We start from the raw sequence: 14,105 nt of genomic DNA on the forward strand, positions 1-14,105 counted from the left end.
CGTTACATGCCGCTTCAGGCGATTGAAGGCTCCGCGGGCGTCAGGCGTTCGCGGTGTTTGACGAGCGCTTCCCTGACGATCGCCGACATCGCGATGCCGCCCGCGTCCGGCGCATCGAGCGAAGCGAGCAACGCGCGCCGCATGCGCGGCTCCCAGAAACGGCGGATATGGTCGGCGACGCCCGTAACCGCTTCTTCGCGATCCGGCATCGAATCGAAAAAGTCGCCGATGCGGTTTGCCATGTCGATCAGATTCTGTGTGTCCATGGCTCGCCTCACTTACCCGCGGTCGAGTTGGCCAGCTCGCGCTGCTTCAGCAGTTCGAGTTGCTCCGCGTTGAAGCGCGAATACTCTTTCTGCCATTGCGACGGCTGTTCGACCGGCATCACCTGCACCGCGGTCACCTTGTATTCCGGACAGTTGGTCGCCCAGTCCGAGCTATCGGTCGTGATCACGTTCGCGCCCGACTCCGGGAAGTGGAACGTCGTATAGACGACGCCCGGCTGCATCCGCTCGGTGACCTTCGCACGCAGTACCGTCTGTCCCGCGCGCGATTCGATGCCGACCCAGTCGCCTGTCTCGATGCCGCGTTCTTCCGCGTCGTGCGGATGCAGTTCGAGGCGGTCCTCGTCGTGCCAGCGCGAGTTCTCCGTACGGCGCGTTTGGGCGCCCACGTTGTACTGCGACAGGATGCGCCCGGTGGTGAGCAGCAGCGGAAATTTGCGCGTGACTTTTTCCGGCGACGCGATGAACTTCGTAATCACGAACTTGCCCTTGCCGCGCACGAACGTATTGATGTGCATGGTCGGCGTGCCATCGGGCGCCTCTTCGTTGCAAGGCCACTGGATACTGCCGAGTTCGTCGATCTTTTTGTACGACACACCGTGGAAGGTCGGCGTGAGACGCGCGATTTCGTCCATGATCTCGGACGGATGCGCGTAGTCCATTTCATAGCCGAGTGCGCGCGAGAGCAGCAGCGTGACTTCCCAGTCGGCGTAGCCCGGCACCGGCGGCATGACCTTGCGCACCCGCGAGATGCGGCGCTCCGCATTCGTGAAGGTGCCGTCCTTTTCGAGGAAGGTCGAGCCGGGCAGCAGCACATGCGCATACTTCGCGGTCTCGTTCAGGAAAATATCCTGTACGACGATGCATTCCATCGACGACAACGCGGCGGCCACATGGTGCGTGTTCGGGTCCGACTGTACGATGTCTTCGCCCTGGCAATACAGGCCCATGAAGCTGCCGTCGAGTGCTGCTTCGAACATGTTCGGAATGCGCAAACCCGGCTCGGTTTGCAGCGTGACATTCCACGCGTCCTCGAACTGCGAGCGCACGATCGTATCGCTGATGTGCCGATAGCCCGGCAGTTCGTGCGGGAACGAGCCCATGTCGCACGAACCCTGCACGTTATTCTGGCCGCGCAGCGGATTGACGCCGACGCCTTCACGGCCGATGTTGCCGGTGGCCATCGCGAGGTTCGCAATGCCCATCACCATCGTCGAGCCCTGCGCGTGTTCGGTGACGCCGAGACCGTAGTAGATCGCGGCATTGCCGCCCGTCGCATAGATGCGCGCGGCTTCGCGCACTTCTTTGGCCGGCACGCCGGTCATAGCTTCCGTTGCTTCCGGCGCATTTTCCGGCAGCGCGACGAAATCGCGCCATTGCTCGAACGCGCGTCCCTCGCAGCGCTCCGCGATGAACGCTTCGTTCAGCAACCCTTCGGTCACGATGACGTGAGCGAGCGCGTTGACTATCGCTACATTGGTGCCCGGGCGCAATTGCAGATGATGCGACGCCCTCACGTGCGGCGTATCGACGATGTCGATGCGACGCGGATCGACGACGATCAGCTTCGCGCCTTCGCGCACGCGGCGCTTCAGACGCGAGCCGAACACCGGATGGCCGTCGGTCGGATTCGCGCCGATCACCATGATCACGTCGGCCTTATCGACCGAGGCGAACGTCTGCGTGCCCGCCGATTCGCCGAGCGTCGTCTTCAGGCCATAGCCGGTCGGCGAATGGCAGACGCGTGCGCAGGTGTCAACGTTGTTGTTGCCGAACGCGGCGCGCACGAGCTTCTGCACCAGATACGTTTCTTCGTTCGTACAACGCGACGACGTAATGCCGCCGATCGAATCGCGCCCGTGCTTCGCCTGGATGCGGCGGAATTCGGAAGCTGCGTAATTGATCGCTTCTTCCCAGCTCACTTCGCGCCACGGGTCGGTGATCTTCGCGCGGATCATCGGCTTGGTAATGCGGTCCTTGTGCGTCGCATAGCCCCATGCAAAGCGGCCCTTCACGCATGCGTGGCCTTCATTCGCCTGACCGTTCTTGAACGGCACCATGCGTACGACCTGGTTGCCCTTCATCTCGGCCTTGAACGAGCAGCCGACGCCGCAATACGCGCACGTGGTGACGACCGAATGTTCGGCCTGGCCGAGCATGACCACGGTCTTTTCCTGCAGCGTCGCGGTCGGGCACGCGGAGACGCACGCGCCGCACGACACGCACTCGGACTCCATGAACGGCTGGTTTTCGCTGGCTGCCACGCGCGATTCGAAGCCGCGCCCCGCGATGGTCAGCGCGAACGTACCCTGGGTTTCTTCGCATGCGCGCACGCAGCGATTGCAGACGATGCATTTCGCCGGATCGTACGTGAAGTACGGATTCGATTCGTCCTTCTTGTCTTGCAGGTGGTTCGCGCCGTCGATACCGTAGCGCACTTCGCGCAGTCCGGTGACGCCCGCCATGTCCTGCAGCTCGCAGTCGCCGTTCGCGGGGCAGGTCAGGCAATCGAGCGGGTGATCGGAGATATACAGTTCCATCACGTTGCGGCGCAGCGATTGCAAACGATCGCTTTGCGTGCGCACCTTCATGCCGGCTTCGACCGGCGTCGTGCACGAGGCCGGATAGCCGCGCTTGCCTTCGATCTCGACGAGACACAAGCGGCACGAGCCGAACGGTTCGAGTGAATCAGTCGCGCAGAGCTTCGGCACATTCACGCCGGCTTCGATAGCGGCGCGCATTACCGATGTGCCGGCCGGCACCGTTATCGCCTGGCCGTCGATTTCCAGCGTCACGTCGACGTCGGAGTGACGCTCGGGCGTGCCGTAATCCGTGTCGTCGAAGTACGAGCGCGGGGCGCGCGATTGTGCTTGCGCTTGTGATTTGCACGCGCAGTTGCCGGAGCCGCAGCCGCCAGCAGGAGTATTGAGCATGTCTGACATGGTTGGGCTCCTCGTTCAGGCCGCGGCTTTCGGTGCGTCGGCGCGAGCGTCGGCGAGACCGAAGTCTTCAGGAAAATGGTCGAGTGCGGACAGCACGGGGTAGGGTGTCATGCCGCCCATCGCACACAGTGAGCCGGACACCATCGTGTCGCAAAGATCGCGCAGCAACTGCACTTGCCGAGTGGACGTGTCGCCGTTACGGATCCGTGCGATCACTTCGACGCCGCGTGTGGAACCGATGCGGCACGGCGTGCACTTGCCGCACGATTCGAGCGCGCAGAAGTGCATCGCGTATTGAGCGAGTTCGGCCAGATTCGACGTGTCGTCGTGTACGACGAGACCGCCGTGACCGACCACGGCGCCGACCGCCGCATACGCTTCGTAATCCATCGGGATGTCCCACTGACTTTCCGGCAGATAGGTGCCGAGCGGGCCGCCTACTTGCACGGCGCGCGCGGGCCGGCCGCTTGCCGTGCCTCCGCCGTAGTCGTGGATCAGTTCACGCAGTGTCACGCCGAATGCAAGTTCCACGAGGCCGCCTTGCTTGACGTTGCCTGCCAACTGGAACGGCAGCGTGCCGCGCGAACGGCCCATGCCGAAGTCTTTGTAGAACGCCGCGCCGCGCGCGAAGATGATCGGCACCGTAGCCAGCGTGATGACGTTGTTGATCACCGTCGGCTGGCCGTACAGGCCGACCAGCGCAGGCACCGGCGGCTTCGCGCGGACGATGCCGCGCTTGCCTTCGAGCGATTCGAGCAGCGCGGTTTCTTCGCCGCACACGTACGAGCCGGCGCCCTTCGCGACGAACAGCTCGAAGCGATGCGCGGAGCCGAGCACGCTGTCGCCGAGCCAGCCGGCGGCGCGCGCCTTTGCGATTGCGGCTTCGAGCGTCGCGATCGAATGCGGATATTCGCTGCGCACGTAGATATAGCCGGCCGTCGCGCCGGTCACGACGCCCGCGATGATCATGCCTTCGATCAGCACATAGGGGTCGCTTTCCATCACGAGGCGATCGGAGAACGTGCCGGAGTCGCCTTCGTCCGCATTGCAGACGATGTACTTCTGCGCGGCTTTCGCCGCGCGCACGGTGCGCCATTTGATGCCGGCGGGAAACGCCGCGCCGCCGCGTCCGCGCAAGCCCGATTCGATCAGCGCTTCGCATGCGGCGTCGCCGTCGGTTTGCAAGGCCTGGCGCAAGCCTTCGAGACCGCCGTGCGCGATGTAGTCGTCGGTGGAAAGCGGGTCGGTGATGCCGATGCGCGCGAACGTCAGGCGCTGTTGCTTCTTCAGATACGGAATCTCGTCGACCACGCCGACACGGCGAGCGTGCTCGCCACCGTCGATGAAGCCTGCGTCGAAGAGCGCGCCTACGTCACTTTCCTCGACGTTCGCATACCCGACGCGGCCTTCGGCCGTTTGCACTTCGACGAGCGGTTCGAGCCACAGCAAGCCGCGCGAGCCGTTGCGGATCAACTCTATCGCGATGCCGCGGCGTGCGGCCTCGGCTTTGATCGCGTCGGCCAGCGCATCGGCGCCGAGTGCGAGCGCCGACGAATCGCGGGGAACATAGATGCGCGTCATGCCGTCACCTCCACGCATTTGCTGGCGGCCGCGAAAATCGCGTCGAATTTTTGCGGCGTAACCTTGGCATGCAGCGTGCCGTTCACCATCATCGCCGGCGACAGCGCGCATTGGCCAAGGCAGTACACCGACTCGAGTTCCACCGCGTCGCCGGTTTCATGCGCGGCATCGAAGCGGCAGCCCGTATGCGACTCAATGTGCTGCGCAAGCGCCTCGGTGCCCATGCTGCGGCAGGCTTCCGCGCGGCACAGTTGCACCGTGACGGGCGCCGCCGGCCGGGTGCGGAAATGGTGGTAGTAGGTGATGACGCCGTGCACTTCCGCGCGCGACAGGTTCATCACGCGAGCGAGCGATGGGACCGTGGCGGGCGGTACGTACCCGAGTTCGTCCTGAATCGCGTGCAGCACCGCTATCAGCGACATGCCGGGCTGCGCGTGACGCTCTACGAGCTGTTCCGGCGCGAAGGCGATGAGATCGTCCAAGTGGGGGCTCCTCCAAAGTCATATATGCACTTGTTATTCATAATGTGTGCACTTATGCTTCGTTTATTCGATATGGGATAGCCGAACGATAGGCGGGCGAAACGGCCTATGCAATAGGAGAAACCTGTACATATATGATCAGGATCGAGTGCAACGCGCAACTGGTGTTGAAGGGCCCGGACGGTCGGGAGGCAAGCCTGTCGGACGTCGTGCCGTTGCTCGCTCTCGTGAACGAGTCGGGCAGCATTGCGCAGGCGGCGACGCTTAAGGGTTTGTCCTACCGTCACGCGTGGGGTTTGTTGCGCGGAATCGAGGAGCGCCTGGGTGGTCCGCTGATCGCGAAGGAGCGCGGCCGGGGTTCGGTGCTCTCGGAACTCGGGCACGCGGTGCTGCGTGCGCAGCGTTTATGCGGCGAGCGGCTCGACGGCAATATGCAGGCGCTGGCGAGCGAGGTGGCAAGCGATCTGAATCGTTGGCTCGCGCCGCCCGTCGATCACGTGCGCATTCACGCATCGCATGGCTATGCCGTGGCGGCTCTCGTGACCGCGCTGGTCGCCAATGAGTTGCCCGTCGAAATCAAATATCGCGACGGTGCCGACGCCGTGAGTGCGCTCGCGCGCGGCGAATGCGATCTGGCCGGCTTCCATTTGCCGCTCGGCGAGTTCCGCGAGGCTTGCGCCGATACGTACCGGCGCTGGCTCGATCCGCAACGCCATGTGCTCGTGCATCTGACGCGGCGCAAGCAGGGGCTTTTTCTCGGCAAGGGCAATCCCAAGACCATCGGCGGCCTGAGCGACCTCGCGCGCGACGACATTCGCTTCGTCAATCGTCAGCATGGCTCCGGCACGCGCATGCTGCTGGACCTGGCGCTTACAAAGCTCGGCATCGACCCGGATCGCGTGAATGGCTATGCGTCGGCCGAGCTTACGCATTCGGCGATCGCCGCATTCGTTGCAAGCGGCATGGCAGACGTGGGATTTGGCGTAGAACCGGCGGCGCATCATTTCGGTCTCGACTTCATTCCCGCCGTCGACGAGGACTATTACTTTGCATGCGACCGCGCGCGGCTCGATCGCGAACCGCTGTCCACGGTGATCGAGCTGTTGCGCGGCAGCGCGTTTCATCAGAGCGTCGATCAACTGCAGGGCTACGATCCGCGCGAGTGCGGCAAACTCGTGGACCTCGAAGCAGGATTGAGCGGAGCAGGCGCGTAAGCGGTCGTAAACATCGTGGGGCCTTCGACGCTGCGTATGGCTTTCGTTTGGGATACTCTCTAAGCTTCCGCTTTTGCCCAACCGCGCGGCCAGGCCGCGCCACGAATCGATATGAAAGCTCTTCTACATGCATGCGCCGCCGCAGCGTCGGCCGGCTTGCTCCTCGCGACTATTCCGGTCGCTTTCGCGCAGAATTCGCCCGGCGTGCCGGGCGGCATTCTGCAGGAGCAGTTTCGGCTCGCTGAACATCCGCAAATGCCGTTCGCGGCTTCTGCGCCGTCGGACAAATATCAGTCGGACAAGAAGTCGGCCATGCGCAAGCGCGGCGACCTGGGCGACCCGAACGGCTGCAATTTGCGGTGTCCGAAAGACGAGTAGGCTGCTGCTTCGTGCATTTTTTCTGATTGAGACGCCGGCGCCCTGCCGGCGTTTTTCGTTGGTTTGCGCTTCGGCGCCGGTTACGGCTTCGCCGTGTGCCAGACGTCCTTGAAGCCGTCTCCTTTTGCGTCTCCCGCTTGCTTGTCCGCCGCGTAGCGATAGAGCGGATGACCTTTGTACGCCCATTGCTGCTTGCCGTCCGCCGACGGAATCAGTGTCCAGTCCCCGGACGGCTTGTCGGAGGGGCCCGCCACGGCAGCCGGCCAGTAGCTCATGCAGCCGCCCGTGCAGGCGCTGACACCTGGCGTGGTGTCCTTGTCGAAGGTGTAGAGCGTCATGCCGTCCGCGTTAACGAGGCGGCCGTCCATTACCTTCGGAGGTTCGGCGAAAGCGGCCTGTTGCAGTGTCAGCAGGGCGAGGCAGAAGAGGGTTTTGCGCATGATGTCGGCTCCTGTTGTTTGTGATCGTATGAGTTAGCGCGCAAGGCGGCTCGCGTCCGCGCGTGAGGTATCAACGAACGAGCCGGTGGTTTTATTCCAGACTCGTCGGATGTGTTTTCTATTCACTTGGGGCCCCGGCAGACTGAGACTACGCATGCCGCTTGCACTGTCAGAGTAGGCGACTCATCGCGTTTAGCAAGCCGCCCTGACGGAGCAAAACGCGAGGGCGTGAATAATTGCCGCTTTATCGAATGACCTAATTCCCATTCTGCCTTCGGAATATTCCTCGTTGCAGGTAGTATCGATAAACTATCAGCGTAGATGTTTCGCAAATAAATCCCTTTGTGCATAACGAGCGGTTGAATTGTATTTTTTTAAGGATGTGCGCAGATACCGGCGCTCAAACAGGAGCCAATCGATAACGCCGGCTGCGCGCCCCAATAGCGCAGCCAGGCTGGTCATGTGCTTCGCCGGGCAAATGTTATTCGGAATTTTCATGGATTAAAAAAGAAAAATTCGATGGATTACGACAATTAAAAAATATGCCATCTTGAAAAATATCGGGTGCTAGAATCGGCGCTGCTCGATGAGTAAAGATTCACTCGCGAGCTATTCATCGATTAAGTTAACTGAGGTAAATAAAAATGCAAAAGATCAATCGCAATGAACTGGCCAAATCCGCCGTTGCTGGCGGCTGCTGCAAGAGCAGCTGCGCAAAGACGACGCCGACGACGCTGAAGAGCGCTGCTCCGGTCAAGCCGCGCACCTAATGTTCGAACGTGCCGGAACCGCGCCCGCTGGCGCGGTCCCGGGACACGAACCAAAGCCAAATGAAGCCGTGGGTCGTCGGGTGGGGTTTGCTGACTTTCCTGCGCAACAGGTTCGCGAGTGCGAAGCGTGGCGTACAGGTCGTGTTGATTGCGCGCATGCCGCGGTCTGCAATCGAGCCTCTGGCTGCCGTTTTATGGCGAATTTGCGGGCTTGTCGATGCGCGTACGCGTTGGGAAGGCGTCTGCCGTTGTGAGATCGGCCGTGAGGTCCTTGACCTGGCGCTGCGCAACCCGGGTCGCGTCGCCGCCGGCCGCTTCCGGGAGCGCCTGATCGACCAGCGGATTTATTTCGGCCGGTTGTCGCGGGGCAGCGAAGCATGGTCCGACCTGCAGCAGGTCGCGAGTGCGCTCGCCAGGCAAATCGCGCAATTGCAAGCAGATGAACCCGGGCGTCCGGTCATCGTGTCGCCGTTTCACTATGTGTCGCAATACGCGAATATTTACGTTATCGACGAACTGCGGGCGCTGCTCGGACTCGAGTCGATCGCCGTGGTGTCCGGCGTGCCGCGAGATCTGTATGGCGATGACCATTCGCTCATACCGGGCGTGAACGTGCTGTACACCTACGGGGAAGACGATCGCAACGGCCTCGGCCTGCGTGTCGCGCGGGCGTTGAAGCGCAGTGGCGTCGCGGTGTTGTTTGCCGACGTGCCTCCGTTCGCGCTGCACCGTTATCCGATGGAGAAGGTGAGCGTCTCCATGTTCGGGCGCAACGCGCGCATTCATAACGGTGTGTTCCGGCTGGGCGCGCAGTTCGACGCGATATTGTTGCCGTTCTATCTGCGCTTTCAGCGCGGCCGCTTCGGCGCCGAAACATTCGAACCGTTGCCGCTTGCCGGGACAGGCGCTGTTCAGCAAGTCGCAAGGTATATCGAAGCGGCCGCCGCGGATAACTATTCGGACTGGCTGGTCGCCGGACATCCGTCGATGTACTCGTTCGCGCCCATTCGCTAAAGGTTTTCGCCCAGGTTTCCCGCCCGGCACGAGAGTCGCGGCGTCGCGTTCGTACCAAAAGCGCGCAGGCACAGAAATGCGCACAGACACAGCACCGGCTGGCATCCGGCAGCAACCAGGCTATGGAACCGATCTATCTCCCACAATTCAGGGACGTCTCGTGGCGTTGGCTCGCCTATGCGGCGTCCACGTTCTTCATCGTCGCGGTCGTTTTCGCATTTGTTCACGACGTCGAGCTGAAACAGGACGTGCGCGCGGAAATCGTGTCGCCCTCCGAAATCAAGATCCAGGGGCTGAGCGGCCTCGTTTCGGACATTTATGTCAGCACCTCGGCGCGCGTCGGGCAGGGAGCACCGCTCTTCAGGCTGGAGCGCGATCTTTCGCTTGCGAGCGACGGTCGGCAGCGCCCTGCTTTTGACGCGCATGACCGCGACGAGCAGATCCGCACGAGCGAAGCGCAATACACGCAGCGCAAGGCCGACCTGAGCGCGCAACTGGACGCCGCGCGTCTTGCCGCGCAAAGCCGTCGGGCGGAAATTCAGGCGCTTGATGAGCAATTGAGCCAGAACGAGCAACTGGCGAACGAAGCGCAACGCACGGTGGCGCGGCTCGAATCGGTGTCGGACTACGTCACCGCGGACCGCGTCGAACAGGCGAGGGCGGTGACGCATCAGGCGAAGGTATCCGTCGCGCAAAGCGCGGCGCGCCGTCAGCAGTTGAACGCCGAACTCGGCGCGGCACTCGGCACGCAAACGGGCCTCGGCGCGCAGCTGACCGAACTGGAAGCGCGCCATGCACGCGAACTCCAGGACATTCGTATGCGGTTCGAGCAGATCCGCCAGGACGCGACCATTTCCGCGCCGAAGGCAGGCGTCGTTACCTTTTCCGGTCTTGTTCCCGGCCGCACGCTCGCTGCGGAGGACGTGGCACTCGTAATATCGACCGGCGAGAAAGGGCCGTTGCGCGCTGCGTTGCGTATTCCTTCACGCCGGCGTGGGTTTATCCGCGAAGGGCAAGTTGTGCGGCTCAAGTTCGACGCGTTTCCCTATGCAAAATTCGGCAGCTACGCGGCGCGCATCGATTCGATTTCCCGCACCACCGTGCGATCGGGCATGTCACCGGCGGGCGCTTCGGAGCCGCGCAGTACGCAAGGCGACTACATGGCGTGGGCCACGTTAAGCGACAACCAGTTCAAGTTCGAACAGCAACGCTTCGACATTCTGCCCGGCATGGGAGCGACGGCGAGCATTGTGATCGAACGCCGCACCATCGCCGAATGGGTGCTCGCGCCATTTTTTCGCATGCTTCGAGCCTGACGATGCGCGCCATCTATCAAAATGAAGTTGCCGAGTGCGGCTACGCGTGTCTGGCGATGGTCCTGTCGCACTTCGGCCGTGCCATCGAAGTGCGCGAGTTGCAGGCGTTTAGACCGATCTCGGCCAACGGTTTGACGCTGATGGACCTGTACGACGTGGCGGTCGAATTCGGTCTCGCCGTCCAGGCATACCGCTTCGACGCCGGCGACCTGCCGAGCATCAAGCGCGGTTCGATCCTGCACTTCGGCGGCGCGCATTTCGTCGTTTTCGAGAATTGCGGGCGCGGTTATGTGCAAGTGATCGACCCGGCGAGCGGCCGGCGGCGCATCTCCATGGACACCTTCGTCGCGAATGTGTCCGGCTACCTGCTCGAATGCGCGCCGACGCCAGCCATGCCGCGCGTGCGCAACAAGTCGCGGGTGCCGGGGGCGCTGGCTCGCGTGCGTGCGCTCAATCCGCAACTCACCGCGCAGATCGCCAAGGTGATGTTCGTCGCGCTCGGCAGCCAGTTCGCGATTCTCGCCATGCCGTACCTCGGCAATCTGTTGCTCGACGACGTCGTCGCCGCCGACAACCTGAACCTGCTCAATGTGCTGATGCTGACGTTCGCCGGCATTTTTATCGTCGGTGCGTTGAGCCAGTACGTTCAGACATACCTCGTCGAGCTTTTGCACGGTTTAGTGCAGATGAACATGACCGAGGGAATCATGGCGCAACTGTTGCGCAACCCCATTCCGTACTTCGAGAAACGTCACGTCGGCGATCTGTTTGCGCGCCTGAAGGCGCAAGACGAAATCAGCGCCTTCACCACGCGGACTACGATCTCGGCGGGCATCGACGTGGCGGTCGGCATGCTCGCGCTCGCATTGATGCTGGTGCAAAGCAGGCAACTGACGGTGATCGCCGTGCTGATTTTCACGGTCTACGTGGCGGTGTCGTTCGCGCTGTTTTCGCGCATGCGCGACACGCATGCACTGGTGCTGGAAGAGTCTGCGCGCTGCGACGACACGCTGATCGAAACGATCCGCGCGGCCTCGTTGATCAAGCTATCGCAGGGCGAGGCGCGGCGCACGGCGATCTTCATGGCGAAATATCGCGCCTATGTCGCGGCGCTGGTGCGCAATAGCCGCCTGGGGAGCGCACGCGACGCGATCCTCAAACTTGTCGACTACGCGGACATGATCGCGGTGAGCTGGTTCGCCGCGCGTCTGATGCTGAGCGGCACGATTTCGGTGGGCGTGTTCTATTCGTTTCTGATCTACAAGTCGCTGCTGTCCGAGCGCTTTGCGCGAGCCGTCAACGCAGCCTTCGAGTATTTCATGCTGAGCGTTCCGGTTGCACGCGTGGGCGATATCGTCGACGGCGAAGCGGAACGGTACACGGCGCCCGGCGAGATGCATAAGGCCGTCGAGGTGCGAACTTTCGAGCGCATCGATGTGCGCGGTGTCACCTTCCGCTACGGCGTTTCGGATCAACCGGTGCTCAAGAACGCGAACATCGTCATCCGGCGGGGCGACAAGGTCGTGATTACAGGTGCATCGGGAAGCGGCAAGTCGACGCTCTTCAAGCTGCTTGCGGCAGCCGAGCCGCTGCAGGACGGCGAGATCACGCTAAACGGGATCGCCTGGCCAAATCTCAGCGTCGATGAAATCCGCCGGCATGCTGTTCATATGCGGCAGGGCGACCTGATCCTGCATGGCTCGATTGCCGACAACATCTCACTTTTCGCGGGCAATCCGGACGAAGCGCGCATTCACGCATTGCTGGATGACGTCGGTTCGCTGCCCGATGTCATGCGCCTGCCGATGCGCACGCGAACGGCGATTAGCGACACGATCGCGAATATTTCGGCGGGCCAGCGGCAACGTTTGTTGCTCGCGCGAGCGTTGTATCAGCAACGAGAACTGCTGCTGCTCGATGAGCCGACTTCAAATCTCGATCCAGCGTCCGTGCGGCATGTCGTCGACTTGTTGCTGCGTCTGGAACGCACGGTGGTGGTCATTACGCATGACATGTCGCTCGCTTCGGCGTTCGACACGCGCTATCGATTGGTCGATGGTGAACTGCTATGCGAGGCTCGCGAGGGAGTGATGGTGGATGAATAAGCGCACGATGGCGGGCGCACTGCTCGTGTTCACCGGTATGGCTTACGCGGGTGCCGCAGCGGCGGTCGATCTGCTCACCGTGGTGGAGCAGAGCACCGATCGCGACGCGGATCTGGCGGCGTTTCGCGCGGGCTCAAGAGCCGCGGGCGAGGCCGTGCCGAAAGCCCGCGCGGCGCTGCTGCCGCAACTGGCAGCCGGTTGGGGGCGGGCGTACAACAGCACGATTACGGAGGGCCTTCCGAACACTCACTACTGGCAGAACGGGTGGACTGTCGCGCTGACGCAGCCGGTTTTCGACTGGAGCAGGTGGACCACCTATAAGCAGGCCGACTTCGTTCAGGCGCGGGGCGCGGTGGATCTCGCGCGTGCCGAGCAATCGGCCATTTTGCGAGCCGTGCAAACGTACTTCGACGAACTTGCAGCCGAGGACGAACTGACGCGCGCCGACGACTACACGGCGGCGCTGGATGTGCACCTGGACGAACTGCGACGTCGGCGGCGCGCCGGCGAGGCCACGGTGATCGATGTGCAGGAAGCCGAGGCGGCGCGCGAACAGGCGCGGTCGCAACAACTGGATGCCCGCGACGACTTGCAGTTGAAACGGCTCGCGCTGGAACACCTCACGGGGCAGCGGTTTGCAGGGCTGTCGCGCTTGTCGGACGCCGCGGTCATGCCAGGATTGCACCCGGACGACGTGAAAGGCTGGGCCTCGCAAGCCGAGGCGCATGACTACACGGTGCAACTGAAGCAGATCGACCGGCGCATTGCCGAACTCGAGGTCGAGAAGGCTCGCGCAGCGCGCTTACCGGTCGTGAATCTGACTGCGAGCCATACGCCAGCCGGCGCAGCGTCCGGCTACATCCGCCCGACGACGACAACGACGGCGATGCTGTCGGTGAGCATTCCCATTTTCGAAGGCGGTGCAACGAGCGCGAATATCGACGAAAAGCTGGCACTCGAAGATAGGGCTCAGGACGAACTGGTTGCGGCGACCCGTTTGGCGGGGGCGAGTGCGCGGGAATACTGGTCGCGCTTTCTCGCCGGAGTCGCGCGGATCGAAGCGCTGTCGCGAGTGGTGCAGAGTTCTCGCGCCGCGCTCAACGCGACGCAGGTCGGCTACCGCGTGGGCAGTCGCGGTAGCACGGATGTGCTGCGGGCATCTGACGCGTTTTTCGCGAATCGCCGCGATCTCATTCGGGCACGGTATGCAACTGTCGTCGGACTTCTTCAGCTGAAGGCGGCAACGGCAAGCCTGAATCTCGACGAGGTGGCGCGTGTAAATGAACTGGTGCTGAACGTTGGGGACCGTCAGGAGGTTGCTCCCGTGAATGTGCAACGCGCGGCGGTTGATGCCAAGGTCGAGCGGGCGGTGGTTGGGGCGAAGGTGGAGCGGGCGACGGTGGGTACTGAGATGCCGCGGGCGATAGTTGGGACGGAGCCGCCACAAGGGGTAGCGTTGACGGATCTGCAGCCGGTGGCGATTGACGCGGCCGTGCAGCGCGCGCTGGCTTCCATCCGTCAGCAATAAGCGAGGAAGCAAATCTGCGCCGCACAAGTTGCGGCGGGTGGGGGCGCCATG

11 protein-coding genes are annotated in these 14,105 nt (G+C 62.7%); 6 read left to right on the forward strand and 5 right to left on the reverse strand.

Annotated features, from left to right (window positions below; translation table 11 throughout):
• Positions 1 to 14 precede the first annotated feature (14 nt).
• From JMY24_RS01780 to JMY24_RS01795, 4 genes are read right to left on the reverse strand one after another with little or no spacing between them, the layout of a single operon-like run.
• Complete coding sequence (locus JMY24_RS01780; RefSeq protein ID WP_128595648.1) at positions 15 to 266, reverse strand: formate dehydrogenase subunit delta; 252 nt, start codon at positions 264 to 266, stop codon at positions 15 to 17.
• Positions 267 to 274: 8 nt separating this feature from the next.
• The gene (gene fdhF / locus JMY24_RS01785) at positions 275 to 3,226 is read right to left on the reverse strand and encodes a formate dehydrogenase subunit alpha (RefSeq protein WP_201701334.1); all 2,952 of its coding nucleotides are present in this window, start codon (positions 3,224 to 3,226) and stop codon (positions 275 to 277) included.
• A gap of 15 nt (positions 3,227 to 3,241) precedes the next feature.
• The gene (locus JMY24_RS01790) at positions 3,242 to 4,807 is read right to left on the reverse strand and encodes a formate dehydrogenase beta subunit (protein WP_128595647.1); all 1,566 of its coding nucleotides are present in this window, start codon (positions 4,805 to 4,807) and stop codon (positions 3,242 to 3,244) included.
• Positions 4,804 to 5,289 (reverse strand): NAD(P)H-dependent oxidoreductase subunit E, encoded by a 486-nt coding sequence (locus tag JMY24_RS01795; RefSeq protein ID WP_128595646.1) that lies wholly within the window; start codon positions 5,287 to 5,289, stop codon positions 4,804 to 4,806. Before JMY24_RS01795 ends, JMY24_RS01790 begins: the two co-directional genes overlap by 4 nt.
• 134 nt (positions 5,290 to 5,423) lie before the next feature.
• Here JMY24_RS01795 and JMY24_RS01800 point away from each other — a divergent pair, with 134 nt between their 5' ends.
• Both JMY24_RS01800 and JMY24_RS01805 read left to right on the forward strand, forming a co-directional pair.
• Positions 5,424 to 6,503: a substrate-binding domain-containing protein gene (locus tag JMY24_RS01800; RefSeq protein WP_128595645.1), complete on the forward strand. Its 1,080-nt coding sequence runs from the start codon at positions 5,424 to 5,426 to the stop codon at positions 6,501 to 6,503.
• A gap of 111 nt (positions 6,504 to 6,614) precedes the next feature.
• Entirely contained in the window at positions 6,615 to 6,881 is a 267-nt protein-coding gene (locus JMY24_RS01805; RefSeq protein ID WP_128585214.1) for a hypothetical protein, read from the forward strand.
• A gap of 80 nt (positions 6,882 to 6,961) precedes the next feature.
• Here JMY24_RS01805 and JMY24_RS01810 read toward each other — a convergent pair whose 3' ends face one another.
• Positions 6,962 to 7,321, reverse strand: coding sequence for a COG4315 family predicted lipoprotein (locus JMY24_RS01810; RefSeq protein ID WP_128595644.1), 360 nt, complete (start codon positions 7,319 to 7,321; stop codon positions 6,962 to 6,964).
• Between the two features lie 830 nt (positions 7,322 to 8,151).
• Between JMY24_RS01810 and JMY24_RS01815 the strand changes: the two genes are divergently transcribed.
• The 4 genes from JMY24_RS01815 (at position 8,152) to JMY24_RS01830 (ending at position 14,054) form a co-directional block, all read left to right on the forward strand.
• Positions 8,152 to 9,105 carry a lysophospholipid acyltransferase family protein gene (locus JMY24_RS01815; protein WP_128595643.1) on the forward strand — a complete coding sequence of 318 codons (954 nt, stop codon included), beginning with the start codon at positions 8,152 to 8,154 and terminating at the stop codon, positions 9,103 to 9,105.
• A 122-nt stretch (positions 9,106 to 9,227) separates the two neighbouring features.
• A complete protein-coding gene (locus tag JMY24_RS01820; protein ID WP_201701335.1) occupies positions 9,228 to 10,421 on the forward strand; it encodes an HlyD family secretion protein in 1,194 nt (397 codons plus the stop codon).
• A 2-nt stretch (positions 10,422 to 10,423) separates the two neighbouring features.
• Entirely contained in the window at positions 10,424 to 12,526 is a 2,103-nt protein-coding gene (locus JMY24_RS01825) for a peptidase domain-containing ABC transporter (RefSeq protein WP_128595641.1), read from the forward strand.
• On the forward strand, positions 12,519 to 14,054 hold the full coding sequence (locus tag JMY24_RS01830; protein WP_201701336.1) for a TolC family outer membrane protein: 1,536 nt from the start codon (positions 12,519 to 12,521) through the stop codon (positions 14,052 to 14,054). The genes JMY24_RS01825 and JMY24_RS01830 overlap by 8 nt, the downstream gene beginning before the upstream one ends.
• Positions 14,055 to 14,105: the final 51 nt, after the last annotated feature.

Origin of the sequence: Paraburkholderia kirstenboschensis, from assembly GCF_904848585.1 — a bacterium.
GTDB lineage: Bacteria > Pseudomonadota > Gammaproteobacteria > Burkholderiales > Burkholderiaceae > Paraburkholderia > Paraburkholderia kirstenboschensis.

What these genes read in the sequence shown, in the direction of transcription:
- JMY24_RS01810 (WP_128595644.1), bottom strand. Translation starts at nt 7,321, where the DNA reads ATGCGCAAAACCCTCTTCTGCCTCGCCCTGCTGACACTGCAACAGGCC.
- JMY24_RS01820 (WP_201701335.1), top strand. Translation starts at nt 9,228, where the DNA reads ATGGAACCGATCTATCTCCCACAATTCAGGGACGTCTCGTGGCGTTGG.
- fdhF (WP_201701334.1), bottom strand. Translation starts at nt 3,226, where the DNA reads ATGTCAGACATGCTCAATACTCCTGCTGGCGGCTGCGGCTCCGGCAAC.
- JMY24_RS01830 (WP_201701336.1), top strand. Translation starts at nt 12,519, where the DNA reads ATGAATAAGCGCACGATGGCGGGCGCACTGCTCGTGTTCACCGGTATG.
- JMY24_RS01815 (WP_128595643.1), top strand. Translation starts at nt 8,152, where the DNA reads ATGAAGCCGTGGGTCGTCGGGTGGGGTTTGCTGACTTTCCTGCGCAAC.
- JMY24_RS01790 (WP_128595647.1), bottom strand. Translation starts at nt 4,807, where the DNA reads ATGACGCGCATCTATGTTCCCCGCGATTCGTCGGCGCTCGCACTCGGC.
- JMY24_RS01805 (WP_128585214.1), top strand. Translation starts at nt 6,615, where the DNA reads ATGAAAGCTCTTCTACATGCATGCGCCGCCGCAGCGTCGGCCGGCTTG.
- JMY24_RS01780 (WP_128595648.1), bottom strand. Translation starts at nt 266, where the DNA reads ATGGACACACAGAATCTGATCGACATGGCAAACCGCATCGGCGACTTT.
- JMY24_RS01825 (WP_128595641.1), top strand. Translation starts at nt 10,424, where the DNA reads ATGCGCGCCATCTATCAAAATGAAGTTGCCGAGTGCGGCTACGCGTGT.
- JMY24_RS01800 (WP_128595645.1), top strand. Translation starts at nt 5,424, where the DNA reads ATGATCAGGATCGAGTGCAACGCGCAACTGGTGTTGAAGGGCCCGGAC.